General features: G+C 69.2%; 14 protein-coding genes. 7 read left to right on the top strand and 7 right to left on the bottom strand.

Annotated elements, in window-relative coordinates; translation table 11 throughout:
• Nucleotides 1–24 precede the first annotated feature (24 nt).
• The 3 genes from STVA_RS18125 to STVA_RS18115 form a co-directional block, all read right to left on the bottom strand.
• Nucleotides 25–426 carry a hypothetical protein gene (locus STVA_RS18125; RefSeq protein ID WP_123693475.1) on the bottom strand — a complete coding sequence of 134 codons (402 nt, stop codon included), beginning with the start codon at nt 424–426 and terminating at the stop codon, nt 25–27.
• Between the two features lie 144 nt (nt 427–570).
• Nucleotides 571–1,239, bottom strand: a complete 669-nt coding sequence (locus STVA_RS18120) for a Fe2+-dependent dioxygenase (RefSeq protein ID WP_123693477.1) — start codon at nt 1,237–1,239, stop codon at nt 571–573.
• A 22-nt stretch (nt 1,240–1,261) separates the two neighbouring features.
• Nucleotides 1,262–2,758 (bottom strand): CoA-acylating methylmalonate-semialdehyde dehydrogenase, encoded by a 1,497-nt coding sequence (locus STVA_RS18115; RefSeq protein WP_123693479.1) that lies wholly within the window; start codon nt 2,756–2,758, stop codon nt 1,262–1,264.
• A gap of 186 nt (nt 2,759–2,944) precedes the next feature.
• On the opposite strand from STVA_RS18115, the gene STVA_RS18110 reads away from it, so the two are divergent.
• From STVA_RS18110 to STVA_RS18085, 6 genes are read left to right on the top strand one after another with little or no spacing between them, the layout of a single operon-like run.
• Nucleotides 2,945–3,790: a transporter substrate-binding domain-containing protein gene (locus tag STVA_RS18110; RefSeq protein WP_170216637.1), complete on the top strand. Its 846-nt coding sequence runs from the start codon at nt 2,945–2,947 to the stop codon at nt 3,788–3,790.
• Between the two features lie 19 nt (nt 3,791–3,809).
• Nucleotides 3,810–4,481 (top strand): amino acid ABC transporter permease, encoded by a 672-nt coding sequence (locus STVA_RS18105; RefSeq protein ID WP_123693483.1) that lies wholly within the window; start codon nt 3,810–3,812, stop codon nt 4,479–4,481.
• Between the two features lie 11 nt (nt 4,482–4,492).
• On the top strand, nt 4,493–5,197 hold the full coding sequence (locus STVA_RS18100) for an amino acid ABC transporter permease (RefSeq protein ID WP_123693485.1): 705 nt from the start codon (nt 4,493–4,495) through the stop codon (nt 5,195–5,197).
• Nucleotides 5,197–6,702, top strand: a complete 1,506-nt coding sequence (gene argH / locus STVA_RS18095; protein WP_123693487.1) for an argininosuccinate lyase — start codon at nt 5,197–5,199, stop codon at nt 6,700–6,702. Before STVA_RS18100 ends, argH begins: the two co-directional genes overlap by 1 nt.
• Nucleotides 6,699–7,439 (top strand): amino acid ABC transporter ATP-binding protein, encoded by a 741-nt coding sequence (locus STVA_RS18090; protein ID WP_123693489.1) that lies wholly within the window; start codon nt 6,699–6,701, stop codon nt 7,437–7,439. Before argH ends, STVA_RS18090 begins: the two co-directional genes overlap by 4 nt.
• A gap of 19 nt (nt 7,440–7,458) precedes the next feature.
• Nucleotides 7,459–8,787, top strand: coding sequence for an NAD(P)/FAD-dependent oxidoreductase (locus tag STVA_RS18085; protein ID WP_123693491.1), 1,329 nt, complete (start codon nt 7,459–7,461; stop codon nt 8,785–8,787).
• A 3-nt stretch (nt 8,788–8,790) separates the two neighbouring features.
• Here the strand turns inward: STVA_RS18085 and STVA_RS18080 are convergent, their stop codons facing one another.
• Nucleotides 8,791–9,240, bottom strand: coding sequence for an SRPBCC domain-containing protein (locus tag STVA_RS18080; RefSeq protein ID WP_123693493.1), 450 nt, complete (start codon nt 9,238–9,240; stop codon nt 8,791–8,793).
• A 46-nt stretch (nt 9,241–9,286) separates the two neighbouring features.
• Here STVA_RS18080 and STVA_RS18075 point away from each other — a divergent pair, with 46 nt between their 5' ends.
• Complete coding sequence (locus tag STVA_RS18075) at nt 9,287–9,610, top strand: ArsR/SmtB family transcription factor (protein ID WP_123693495.1); 324 nt, start codon at nt 9,287–9,289, stop codon at nt 9,608–9,610.
• A gap of 14 nt (nt 9,611–9,624) precedes the next feature.
• Here STVA_RS18075 and STVA_RS18070 read toward each other — a convergent pair whose 3' ends face one another.
• The 3 genes from STVA_RS18070 to STVA_RS18060 are packed head-to-tail and all read right to left on the bottom strand — an operon-like array spanning nt 9,625 to nt 13,080.
• Complete coding sequence (locus tag STVA_RS18070) at nt 9,625–11,244, bottom strand: dipeptide ABC transporter ATP-binding protein (protein ID WP_123693497.1); 1,620 nt, start codon at nt 11,242–11,244, stop codon at nt 9,625–9,627.
• Nucleotides 11,244–12,122 (bottom strand): ABC transporter permease, encoded by an 879-nt coding sequence (locus tag STVA_RS18065; RefSeq protein WP_245978468.1) that lies wholly within the window; start codon nt 12,120–12,122, stop codon nt 11,244–11,246. Before STVA_RS18065 ends, STVA_RS18070 begins: the two co-directional genes overlap by 1 nt.
• Before the next feature lie 16 nt (nt 12,123–12,138).
• Nucleotides 12,139–13,080, bottom strand: coding sequence for an ABC transporter permease (locus STVA_RS18060; protein WP_123693499.1), 942 nt, complete (start codon nt 13,078–13,080; stop codon nt 12,139–12,141).
• Nucleotides 13,081–13,086 lie beyond the last annotated feature (6 nt).

Here is a 13,086-nt window from a genome sequence, read left to right as displayed (position 1 = left end):
ATTGCTGCGTACCAGGACCGGTTGCTAGTTCTTCTTGATCGTCATGGTGAACTCGCAGGTACCATCATAGTGCTTCTGGTACTCGAGATTGCACGACAGGGTGTCCGACGAATTCTTGTCGCCATTCTTGCCTGAATGTTGGCACGTGCGATAATAAACGCTGCGGTATTCTGAGTTGACCGTCCATCCGCAGATTTCATTGTTGTTCATGTCAAGAAATTGTGGATTGTAATACATGTTACCATTGCCGATCTGGACCGTGTAGTCCCACTGGCTGGCGATATCTATTGTTCCAAGATAGACGTTCGGAACATGGACCCGTATCTGCTGACCTGAATCATTGTAGAAGGTCATGCCGAATTGCTGCGCGTGGCTGGGGGCTGCCGCGGCCAGCACGCCCAGGGCCGCAATCGCGGCCGCCGCCATTCCTGCGTATCGCATATGCCTGCCCCCTGGTGGCGGTCGTCCGTGGGTCGTCACTATCGTCAAGGTTGACGGATGGTCCTGATGGCGGCCGACGTCAAGCGGCAATGAATGCCCGGTGCCCGTACGGATACGGCGCAGACGGTTCTACGGCTGCCACCACAGGCGCAGCAGGTTGAACAGGCCGTTGCGCAGCGCGTCGGTCTCGGGGGCGCCGGGGGCCGTGCGGTCGAGCAGTTTCTTGGCCTCGCCCAGCTCGTAGAGGATGCGCCGGTGGCGTTCGTCGGGGACGTAGCTCTGCACCCACGAGACGGCGGCCAGGCGCTTGCCCCGCGTCACCGGGCTGACGTGATGCAGGCTGGTGGTCGGGTAGGCGACGAGGTCGCCCGCCTTGTGCTTGGCCAGGAACTGCGCGTCGCCATGGCGGATGGTCAGTGCGCCGCCCTCATATTCCTCGGGCTCGCTGAGGAAGAGGGTGAGCGAGATGTCGGCGCGTACCCGGCCCGACGACAGGAATGGCGCGTCGACATGGTCGCCGTAGGTCATGCCGACGTCGTAGCGATTGTAGGTGGGCGGGGCCATCACCTTGGGGAAGGCGACCTCGACGAAGCGCGGGTCGCCCAGGATGGCCGGCATGACCAGCTCGTCGATCGGCCGGCGGCGGGCCGGGTCGGCCGCGATCTGGAGGTTGCGCTTGACGGCGGCGGCCTGGCCCGATGCCGTCGCCGTGCCGTCCTCGAACGGCCCCGCCTCGACCAGCGCGCGCACGCGGGCCAAGGCGGGGCCGGACAGGACGGCCGGGATGTGAGTCAGCAAGGGCCCGACCGTCCGCGGCCGCTCAGCGCATCGTCGGCATGACGAACTCCGCGCCCGAGCGGATGCCCGTCGGCCAGCGCGCCGTCACCGTCTTCAGGCGGGTGTAGAAGCGCACGCCCTCCGGCCCGTGGACATACATGTCGCCGAACAGCGAGCGCTTCCAGCCGCCGAAGCTGTGGAAGGCCATCGGCACCGGGATCGGCACGTTGACGCCGACCATGCCGATCTTGCACTGGGCGGTGAAGGCACGCGCCGCATCGCCGTCGCGGGTGAAGATGGCCGTGCCGTTGCCGTACTCGTGGTCGTTCACCAGCTTCAGGGCGTCGGCATAGGTCGGCACGCGCACGACCGACAGGACGGGGCCGAAGATCTCTTCCTTGTAGATGCGCATGTCGGGCGTCACCTGGTCGAACAGGCAGCCGCCCAGGAAGAAGCCGTTCTCGTATCCCTGCAGCTTCAGGCCGCGCCCGTCGACGACGAGCTTGGCGCCGGCCTTCACTCCGTCATCGACATAGCCGCTGACCTTGTCCATGTGCTGGCGGGTGACGAGCGGCCCCATCTCGCTTTCCTTGTCGACGCCGGGGCCGACCTTCAGCGTGCGCAGCCGGGTCGCCAGCCGGTCGACCAGCGCGTCGGCCGAGTTGCCGACCGCGACCGCGACCGACACCGCCATGCAGCGCTCGCCGGCCGAGCCGTAGGCCGCACCCATCAGCCCGTCCGTCGCCAGCTCCAGGTCGGCATCGGGCATGACGACGAGGTGGTTCTTGGCCCCGCCCAGCGCCTGCACCCGCTTCCCGTGGTTGGCGGCCGTGCGATAGACGTATTCGGCGATCGGCGTCGAGCCGACGAAGCTGACGGCGGCGATGCCCGGATGCTCCAGGATCGCGTCGACCGCCACCTTGTCGCCATGGACGACGGTGAAGACGCCGTCCGGCAGGCCCGCTTCCTTCAGCCACTCGGCCATCAGCATGGCGGCCGACGGGTCGCGCTCGGACGGCTTCAGGATGAAGCAGTTGCCGCAGGCGAGCGCGACCGGATACATCCACATCGGCACCATGGCCGGGAAGTTGAACGGCGTGATGCCGGCCACGACCCCCAGCGGCTGGCGCAGCGACCAGCTGTCGATCTCGGTCCCGACATTCTCGGTGAACTCGCCCTTCAGGAGCTGCGGGATGCCGCAGGCGAACTCCACCACCTCGGTGCCGCGGATCACCTCGCCCTCGGCGTCCGACAGGACCTTGCCGTGCTCCAGCGTGATGGCGCGGGCCAGGACCTCCTTGTTGCGCTCCAGGATCTCCTTGAACTTGAACATGACGCGGGCGCGGCGCAGCGGCGGCGTGGCGGCCCAGGCCGGCCAGGCGGCGGTCGCGGCGGCGACGGCGGCGTCCAGTTCCTGCTGGGTCGCCAGAGGCACCCGGGCCGTCACCTCGCCGGTGGCGGGGTTGAAGACATCGCCGAAGCGGCCGCTCTGGCCGGCGGTCGGCTTGCCGGCGATCCAGTGGGAGAGGGTGGTGGTCATGGGTGTTCCTCGAAATTCGTCCGGTGGGGGTGGCGAGGAGGGGCCGGATCGTCGCGCGAACGGCCGCCGCTGACAATCATCCTTTCGCCGGCCGCGATGCGGCTGATCGTCCGCTTGGATTCCATGGACCGATCCTTGCTTTCCTGCCCGAACCGTGTCGCACTTCCTGCCAAGGAGGAGGGTCCCATGATGGTTGCCAATATCCTGCTGCGTGCCTGTGCTGCTTCCTTGTTTGCCGTGTCGATGGCCGGGGGCGCGTTCGCCCAGGCCATGCCGCCCGTACCCGAGGCGATCCAGAAGCTGGGCCTGCTGCGGGCGGGCGTGAAGTGCGACTACCCGCCGGACGGCTTCATCGATCCGAGCGGCAAGCCGGTCGGCGTCGAGGTCAGCCTGTCGCGCCAGGTGGCGGCCTACGCCTTCGGCAGCCCGGACAAGACCGAACTTACCTGCGTCACCACCGCCAACCGCATCCCGACCCTGGTCAGCGGCAAGGTCGACCTCGTCATCGCCACGATCGGCGTCACCGAGGAACGGGCCAAGGTGGTCGACTTCTCGGACAACTATGCCTGGGGCGGCAGCGACGTGCTGGTGATGAAGGACAGCCCGCTGAAGGGGCTGGACGACCTCAAGGGCAAGACCGTCATCGCCATCAAGGGGGCCTGGCAGGTCGGCTGGTTTGAGAAGAACCTGCCGGAAGTGAACCTGCTGAAGCTGGACAGCGTGTCGGACGGCCTCCAGGCCCTGCTGCAGGGCCGCGGCGTCGGCTACGCCCACGACCTTGCGGTGATCCAGGGCCTGGCCCAGAAGAACCCGCGCGTGCGCCGGCTCGACGAGCTCTACCAGCTTGGCTTCCGTGGTGCGGCCGTCCGCAAGGGCGAGACCGAGTGGCTGGCCTACGTCAACGCCTCGATCAAGCGGGCCAAGGCCGAGGGCCTGATCGAGCAGTGGATCAAGCAGTACGACCAGCCCGACCTGGTGCCGATCACCACGTCTTCCTGGGACCTCTCCAAGGTGCCGACGAAGGCCCGCTGATCGCCCGCGGCGGCGGCCCATGAGCTACCGTTTCGACTTCGGCTACATCCTCGCCAACGGCCCGGCCCTTCTCGAAGGGCTGGGCATGACGGTGCTGGTCAGCGTGATCTCGATCGCGCTGGCCGCCGCAGTTGGCGTGGTGGGGGCGGCCGTCCGCGTCTTCCGCGTGCCGGTGCTGTCCCAGCTCTTCGGCTTCTATGTGGAGTTCATCCGCAACACGCCGCTGCTGGCGCAGCTCTTCTTCATTTTCTACGGCCTGCCGTCGCTGGGGCTGGGCCTGTCGGTCTACTGGTCGGGCGTGGCGGCGCTGACCGTGTGGGGCGGCGCCTACAACGTCGAGAACATGCGCGGCGGGTTCCTGGCCGTCTCCAAGGGGATGCGCGAGGCCTCGCAGTCGCTGGGCCTGCGCCCGCTGCACTATCTGTGGCTGGTGGCGATCCCTCTCGGCCTGCGCGTGGCCATCCCGGCCATGCTCAACACCTCGGTCTCGGTGCTGAAGAATTCCTCCTACCTCCAGGCGATCGGCTTTGCCGAGTTGACCTTCGTCGCCATGGAGCGGGTGGCGACCGAGTTCCGCACGCTGGAGATGTTCGCGGCCATCGGCGTGCTCTATCTGGTCCTGGTGCTGATCCTGTCGTTCGCCGTGCGCCGGCTGGAATTCCACCTGCAGCGCCCCTTCCGGACGAGCTGAGGGGCGGGCCGATGCAACTCATCCTCGCCAACAGCACGATCTTCCTGGAGGGCCTGCGCCAGACCTTCCAGTTGGCCGTGGCGACGCTGCTCTGCGCCACCGTCGTCTCGGTCCTGATCGGCATGCTGAGCGTGTCGCGGCGCGGCTGGGCCCGGGCGGTCGCCATCTGCTACGTCGAGTTCTTCCGCGACATCCCGCTGCTCGTGAACATGCTGTTCGTCTATTTCGGCGCGCCGCTGGTGGGCGTGCCGCTGTCGCCCTTCGCGGCCTCGCTCATCAGCCTCACCCTGTGGGGCGGGGCCAACGGGGCCGAGATCGTGCGCGGCGGCATCAACGCGGTGCCGCGCCACCAGACGGCCAGCGCCGTGGCGCTCGGCCTGAAGCCGTGGGAAATCTTCCGCTACATCATCCTGCCGCAGGCGCTGCTGCCGATCCTGCCGCCGTTCACCGGGCTCTTCTCGAACCTGATCCAGGCGACGACGCTGGCCTCGCTGGTCGGCGTCACGGAGTTCTTCCGCATCGGCGGCATCATCGTCGAGCGGACGACCCTGCAGGAAGGGCACAGCCCGGCCTTCCTCATCTACGGCTTCGTACTTCTCGTCTATTTCGTCATCTGCTCGGCGCTGACGGCCCTGTCGCGCCGGCTCGAGCGCAACCTCCAGCGCCGCGGCGGACAGTTGGCGCGGGTCGCCGTGAAACCGCAGGAGAGCGTGTGATGTCGTCCAAGGTCAGCGGCCTGCTCGCGGAAACGACCTCGCCCATCATCCAGGAGCATCTGGTCGGGCCATCGCTGCGGCGCGAGTTCCCGGCCGTGCTGTCGATCATGACGGCGATCAACGAGGCCCACATCCTGATGCTGGCCGGGCAGGGCATCATCGACGGGCCGACGGCCGCGGCACTCGCCCGCACCGTCATCCGGATCGAGGCCGAGGGGCCGGGTTCCGTACCGCTCGATCCGGCGCGCGAGGACACCTACTTCAACTACGAGGCCCGCATCATCGAGCTGGCCGGCGGCGACATCGGCGGGCGCTCGCACATCGCGCGCAGCCGCAACGACCTGAAGGCGACGCAGGACCGGTTGCGCGCCCGCACGCTGGCGCTGGCGCTGCTGGACGGGCTGGCGGGCCTGCGCCGCACCCTGCTGGCGCGTGCGGCGCTGCATGCCGACGTGGTGATGCCGGGCTACACCCACCTGCAGCCGGCCCAGCCGGTCACCTTCGGCTGGTATCTGCTGGGCATCGCGCACGCGATGGAGCGCGACCATCGCCGGCTGGCCGAATGCTATGCCCGCATCGACGTGAACCCGCTCGGCACGGGGGCCGTCGCCGGCACGTCCTTCCCCGTCGACCGGGCGCTGACCGCGCGACTGCTTGGGTTCGCCGCCGTATCGGGCCATGCCCAGGACGCCGTCGCCTCGCGCGACTTCCTGGTCGAGCTGCTGGGCGGCTGCGCCATGCTGGCCAATAGCTGGGGCCGGATGGCGCAGGACTTCTTCGTCATGTCGAGCTACGAGTTCGGCACGCTGCACTTCCCCGACAGCGTCGCCGGCACCTCCAGCATGATGCCGCAGAAGAAGAACCTGGTGGTGCTGGAGAGCCTGAAGGCGCGTGCGGCGACCATCCTGGGCGCGCAGGTCGCGGCCTTCGTCGGCGTCAAGGGCACCAACTTCACCAACGTGGTCGACGGCGTGCGCGATGCCTTCCGCTGGGCGTGGGAGGCACTCGACGACACCATCCATGCGCTGGCCATCGCCGAGCTCGTGGTCGCGACCGCCGAGCCGGCGCCGGCTCGGATGCTGGAACTGGCGCGCGCCAACTTCTCGACCGCGACCGACCTGGCCGACGGGCTGGTGCGCCAGGCCGGCCTGTCGTTCCGCGAGGCCCACCACCTGGTCGGCGCCATCGTGCGCACCGCCATGGCGCGCGGGTTGACGGCCGACCGCATCGACTCTGCCCTGATCGACGAGGAATCCCTGCGGATGCTGGGCCGGCCGATCGAGCTGGCGCCGGAGCTGGTCGCCCGCATCGTCGACCCGGTCGCCGTCGCCGAGGAGCGGCGTGGCTCCGGCGGGCCGTCCAAGGCCGACATGGCCGGCATGCAGGCCGCACTCGGCGCCCGGCTGGCTTCCGACCAGGCCGAGGTCGACGGCTGGCGGTCGGCGATCGCTGCTGCCGATACCGAGCGCCGCCGCCGCTTCCAGGCGCTGGCTGCCTCGGCATGAGTGCGCCGCCCGTCATCGCCGCCCGCGGGCTGGTCAAGCAATTCCAGGGGCTGCGCGCGCTGGACGGGGTGGATATCTCGGTCGGGCGCGGCGAGGTGGTGGTCATCATCGGCCAGTCGGGGTCGGGCAAGAGCACGCTGATCCGCTGCCTGAACGGCCTGGTCGAGCCGGACGCGGGCGAGGTGCTGGTGGGCGGCGAGGCGGTGCGCACCCATTCCCAGGCCGACTGGCGCCGCCTGCGCCAGCGCATCGGCATGGTCTTCCAGGACTATTCGCTCTTCCCGCACCTGACGGTGACGCGCAACATCACCCTGGCGCCCGTCCGCACCGGCCGTGCAACGCAGGCGGAGGCCGAGGCGCTGGCCCGCCAACTGCTGGAGCGCGTGCGCCTGCCCGAGAAGGCCGACGCCTATCCGGTCGAGCTGTCGGGCGGCCAGCAGCAGCGCGTCGCCATCGCGCGTGCGCTCGCCATGCGGCCGGACGCCATGCTGTTCGACGAGCCGACCTCGGCCCTGGACCCGGAGACGATCCAGGAAGTGCTGGACCTGATGCGCGAGCTGGCGCAGGACGGCATGACCATGGTCATCGTCAGCCACGAGATGGGCTTCGCCCGCGAGGTGGCCGACCGTGTCGTCTTCATCGACCGCGGCCGGGTGGTCGAGACCGGCCCGCCCGACGCGATCTTCCGCAAAGCCCAGGAGGCGCGGACCCGCGATTTCCTGGCCAAGATTCTCTGACACCGGCAGGAGGGCCACCATGGCCGCCAGCGACGACATCTTCGCCCCCGGCTTCGTCGAGCGCCCCTATTGGTGGGATGCCGCCCCGCCCGAGGACGCGCGCGACCAGCCCCTGCCGGAGGAGACCGACGTCGCCATCGTCGGCAGCGGCTATTGCGGCCTGTCGGCGGCACTCGAGCTGGCGCGCAACGGCATGCGGGCGACCGTGCTGGAGGCGGGGCCGCTGGGGCAGGGGGCCAGCACGCGCTCGGGCGGGATGGTGTCGAGCGGGCAGAAGCTCGTGATCACCGGTGCGGTGACCGCGTTCGCGCCCGACCAGACCGAGCGGGTGTTCGAGGAATCCAAGGGCTCGTTCAGCTTCATCCAGGAGCTGATCCGGCGCGAGGGGCTGGATGCGGACTACCAGCCCTGCGGCCGCTTCTTCGGCGCCTGGGCGCCCGGCCATTTCGCGACCCTCCAGCGCAATGCCGAGCTGCTGCGCCGGCACACCCAGGTCGACGCCGCCACCCTGCCCAGGGCCGAGCAGCGACGCGAGATCGGCTCCGACCTCTATCACGGCGGCATGGTCGTGAAGGACTATGGCGCCGTCCACCCGGCCAAGTACAACAAGGCCCTGCGGGGGGCCGCCCGCGCCGCCGGGGCAGCCCTGCATTCCCATGCCGCCGTTACCGGCATCGCGCGCGACGGCGATGGCTACCGGGTGGCGACCGCGCGCGGCACGGTGCGGGCGCGCGAGGTGCTGGTCGCCACCAACGGCTATACCGACAAGGCCGTGCCGTATCTGCGCCGCCGCATCATCCCGGTCGCCAGCTATATCGTCGCGACCGAGCCGCTGCCCAAGGGCGTCATGGACGAGATCCTGCCCCATCGCCGGATGATGTCCGACACCCGGCGCGAGCTCAGTTACTTCCGCCCGTCGCCGGACGGCACGCGCCTCATCTATGGCGCCCGCACCAGCCCGTTCGACCAGGACCCGAAGGCGATGGCGCACGGCATCCACCGCCGCATCCTCCAGGCCTATCCCCAGCTTGATGGCGTGCGCCTCAGCCATGCCTGGAACGGCTTCGTCGGCATGACCTTCGACCATGTGCCGCACATGGGCACGCATGAGGGCGTGCACTACGCCATGGGCTGCAACGGCAACGGCGTCGCCATGGCGACATATCTCGGCTGGCAGACGGCCCTGAAGATCCTGGGCCGCCAGAACCGCCCCTCGATCTTCGACGGGCGGCCGTTCCCGACCAAGGCTTACTATTCGGGCTGGCCCTGGATGGTGCCGCTGGTCAGCGGCTGGTACCATCTGACCGACGCGCTGGCGCGGCCATCGACGATCCTGGGGCGGGCCTAAGCCTTACTTGAACATGCCCTCGCGCAGGTTGATGCCGTATTCCTTGTAGGCCTTCATGGCGCAGAGCATCTGCGTCCAGCCCTGGCAGTTGCCATAGGACGCCTTCTGGCCGGCGTCGGTCGGGCGCCATCCCGCTTCCGAGATCGAGACGAGCGTCCGGCCGTCTTCCAATGCCTCGAACGTCATGGTGACGGTGGTCTTGTAGACTTCCGCACCCTCCTGCGCGTCCCAGCGCAGGACGATCCGGCTCTGCGGCACGACCTCGACCACCTCCACCGGGAAGGCGCCCGGAAAGTCGTGGAAATCCCATTCGACCACGGCCCCGGTTTCCAGCCGCCCCTTGGCGCCGCCCGTGGTGAAGTAGCGCGACAGTTCGGCGGGATTGACGACGGCCTCGAACACCTCGGCGACCGGGCGGGCGATGCGGCCGGAAACGGTGAAGGTCAGGTCCATGGACGGGCTCCTTGTCTGTCGCGCCATCATGTTATAAAAACTTAACATGTCAACCGACGACGAAGGCGACCGGATATTCAAGGCCCTGGCCTCGCCGACGCGGCGCGCGATCCTGGACGCGCTGACGGGCGGTCCACGAACGACGGGCGATCTGTGCGCGGCGTTTCCCGCGTTCGATCGCTGCACGGTGATGCAGCACCTGAAGGTGCTGGAGGGGGCGGACCTCGTGGTCGCGCGGCGCGAGGGGCGGGAGCGGTGGAACCACCTCAACGCCCTGCCGATCAAGCGGATCCATGATCGCTGGATCGGCCCGTATGCCACACGCGCGGTGGCGATGCTGGACAGGCTGGCGACGGACCTTGGCGATTGAAGCCGCGGACCGGATCAAGAGGCGCTGGTCAGCACCCCGCCCGGCACCGCCGCCAGCAGTTCACGGGTGTAGGCGTGCTGCGGGTCGCGGAAGATCTGCTCCGTGCGGCCCATCTCCACCAGACGGCCGCGATGCATGACGCCGACGCGGTCGCAGATGTTCGACGCGATGCGCAGGTCGTGGGTGATGAACAGCATCGAGAAGCCGAGCTTGCGCCGCAGCTCCTCGAACAGCTCCAGCACCTGGGCCTGGACCGATACGTCGAGCGCCGACACGGGCTCGTCGGCGACGATGATCTCGGGCTCCATCGCCAGCGCGCGGGCGATGCAGATGCGCTGGCGCTGGCCGCCCGAGAACTCGTGCGGGAAGCGGCTCATCGCGTCGCCGCGCAGCCCCACCAGTTCCAGCAGCTCGACCGCGCGCGCGGTCGCCCGGTCGCGCGCCACGCCGTGATGCACCGGCCCCTCGACCAGCGACTGGCCGACATGGCGGCGCGGGTTGAGCGACTTGTAGGGGTCCTGGAAGACCATCTGGATGCGCCGGCGAAAGCCCCGCAGGTCGCGCCGGCCGGCCGTCGCCAGGTCGCGGTCGCCGAACAGCATCTGGCCATGGTCCGGCGTCTCGAAGCGCAGCAGGCACTTGGCCAGCGTGGTCTTGCCGGAGCCGGATTCGCCGACGATCCCCAGCGTCTCGCCCGGGTCGATGGTGAAGGAGACGCCATCCAGCGCGCGCGTCTCGCGCTTGCGGCCGGTGAAGCTGCGGCTGCGATAGGTCAGGCTGAGGTCGCGCACCGTCAGCGCCGGGGTGGCCGCGGCCGCCACCGGCTGGCGGAAGCGGAAGCGCGGCACGGCGTCGATCAGGCTGCGGGTATAGGGATGCTCCGGCCGGGACAGGACGCGCTCGGGCGGTCCTTTTTCCACCATGCGGCCGTGCTGCATCACGATCACCTCGTCGGCCACGTCGGCGACGACGCCGAAATCATGGGTGATCAGCAGCACGCCGCTGTGGTGGCGGGTCAGCAGCTCGCGGAAGAGGCGCAGGATCTGCGCCTGGGTGGTGACGTCCAGCGCCGTCGTCGGCTCGTCGGCGATGATCAGGGCCGGTTCGAGCGCCAGCGCCATGGCGATCATCACGCGCTGCCGCTGCCCGCCCGAAATCTGGTGCGGATAGACCATCCTGAGGGCGGCCGGATCGGGCAGGCGGACATCCTCCATCAAGGCCAGCACGCGGGCCTCGACCTCGGCCGACGGCATCTCCGGCCGGTGGATGCGCAGGACCTCGGCGATCTGGTTGCCGATCCGGGTCACCGGGTTGAGCGCCGTCAGCGGCTCCTGGAAGACCATCGCCATGCGGTTGCCACGCAGCCGGCAAATCTCGTCCTGGCCGATCCGGGTCAGGTCCTGCCCCTCCAGCCGCATGCTGCCGCCCGTCACCCGCAGCACCCGCCTGGGCAGCAGGTGCATGACGGCGGCTGCCGTCACCGACTTGCCGGAGCCGGACTCGCCGACGAGGCAGACGATCTGCTGCGGCCGCACGTCGAAGCTGAGGCCCTCCACGGCGTTGGCCCGGTCGAGGCCGCCCGGCAGCGAAACGGTGAGGTCGCGGACCTCGAGGATGGGGGCGGCGTCGGTCATCAGGCGGCCTTGGCGGTGCGGGCCAGCCGCGGGTCGAGGCGGTCGCGCAGGCCGTCGCCCAGGATGTTGACGCCCAGCACCGACAGGCCGAGGAAGAGCCCGGGGAAGATGATGGTCCAGGGCGCGCGCTGGAACACCGCCCGGCCCTCGGCCAGGACGTTGCCCCAGGTGGGCAGCTCTGGCGGGAAGCCGACGCCGAGGAAGCCCAATGCGGCCTCGATCAGGATGGCGGCCGCGAACATGTGGGTCGTCTGCACGACGAGCGGCGCCATGCAGCTCGGCAGGATGTGCCGCAGCAGGATCAGCGGGGTGGGGATGCCCAGGCCCTCGGCCGCCCGCACGAAGGGTTCCTCGCGCACGGTCAGCACCACGCCGCGCACGAGGCGGACGACGCGCGGCACCTCCGAAATCGAGATGGCGGCCACGATCGAGAACAGGTTGGGGCCGATCAGCGCCACGATGGCGATCGCCAGCAGCAGCGAGGGGATCGCCATCAGCCCGTCGATCGCGCGCATGACGATGGCATCGAGCAGCCTGGAGGATCCGGCCACCAGCCCCACAAGCGTGCCGACGAAGGTGGCCACCGCGGCCGACAGCAGGCCGACAAGGAGCGAGATCTGGCCGCCATGCAGCACCCGGGCGAAGATGTCGCGGCCCAGCGCGTCGGTGCCGAACGGGTAGGCCCAGTCCGGCGCGCGCAGGCGCAGCCGCGGGCGGATCTGCCCGGGGTCGGTGACCGCGACGGTCGCCGCGAAGATCGACAGCAGGACGACCGCCACCAGCAGCACGGCGCCGACCGCGACGGCCCGGTTGCGGTGGACGGCGCACGCCGCCGCCAGGAGGCGGGACGGGGAGGTCGGCCGGGGAATGGCGGTCACGGGCGTCGTCCGGCGATCAGTAGCGGATGCGGGGGTCGACGAGGACGTAGATGATGTCGATCAGCAGGTTCACCGCGACGAACACCAGCGCGAAGAAGAGGATCAGCCCCTGCACGATCGGATAGTCGCGCGCCAGGATCGCGTCGATCGTCAGCAGGCCGACGCCCGGGATGTTGAACACGCTCTCGGTCACCACCACGCCGCTGATCAGGAGCGCGATGCCGACGCCGATGACCGTGATGATGGGGATGGCGGCATTGGGCAGGGCATGCCGCCACAGGACGCGGCGCTCGACATTGCCCTTGGCGCGGGCCGTGCGCACGAAATCCTCGCCCAGCACATCCAGCACGCTGGAGCGGGTGACGCGCGCGATCAGCGCCATGAACACGACGGAAAGGGTAAGGGACGGCAGCGCCAGGTGGCGGGCCGCCCCCCACGGGTCGACGAAGGGGCTGACATAGCCCTGGCTCGGGAAGATATCGAGCGACATGGACAGGCCGAGGATCAGCAGGTAGCCGATGACGAAGGCCGGGATCGAGAAGCCCAGCACCGACAGCGCCATGACCCCGCGGTCGATCCAGCTATTGTGATACCAGGCCGCCGCCGCCCCCAGCGGCACCGCCAGCAGCACGGTCAGCACGATGGCGCATAGGGCCAGCACGAAAGTCGGCTCCAGCCGCGCCATGATCAGCTCCATGACCGGCCGCTTGGACAGGATGGAGACGCCGAAATTGCCGCGCGCCATCTCGCCCAGCCAGGTCACGTACTGGATGAGCAGCGGCTGGTCGAGCCCGAGGCGGGCGCGGATCTGCGCCACCTCCTGCGGGCTGGCCATGTCGCCGGCCAGCACCATGGCCGGGTCGCCCGGGCTGAGGCGCAGCAGGAAGAAGACGATCGTGGCGACGACCAGCATCACGGGGATCGCCGCTGCGATCCGCTTCAGGATCAGGTAACCCATGTCGGG

This window comes from Stella humosa (assembly GCF_006738645.1).
Taxonomy (GTDB): Bacteria; Pseudomonadota; Alphaproteobacteria; order ATCC43930; family Allostellaceae; genus Allostella; species Allostella humosa.
The sequence above is the reverse complement of the archived record's forward strand: the minus strand, read 5'-3'. Positions and strand labels throughout refer to the sequence as shown.